Below are 323 nucleotides of genomic sequence, written 5' to 3' on the forward strand. Positions count from 1 at the left end.
GGCCGCTCATCCCGCTGATCATCCTTTTGATCATTCTCGTGGTGATCCTGCAGATCCTGCGCCCTGGCATCGTCAACGAGCGCTGGCTCGCCAACACGGCGAAATTCGCCATCCCGCTCGCGATCCTCGCCGGCTGCCAGACCATGACGATGCTTACCGGCCGCATCGACTTGTCCGTCGGCACGGTGGCGACGATGAGCGCCTTCATCATGTCCACCCAGATCGTCAACCAGGATCCCACGGTGGCTTTCCTGCTCGCCATGCTGCCGGCCGTGCTGATCGGCTTCGTCAACGGCATCGGCGTCGGCGTGTTTCGGGTGCAT

Annotated in this window: 1 pseudogene; it reads left to right on the forward strand. The window is 62.8% G+C overall.

Going from position 1 to position 323, the window contains the following annotated elements:
• Positions 1 to 323, forward strand: a pseudogene (locus tag EN846_RS34220) (ABC transporter permease); the annotation flags it as partial.

This window comes from Mesorhizobium sp. M4B.F.Ca.ET.203.01.1.1, from assembly GCF_004791025.1.
GTDB lineage: Bacteria > Pseudomonadota > Alphaproteobacteria > Rhizobiales > Rhizobiaceae > Mesorhizobium > Mesorhizobium abyssinicae.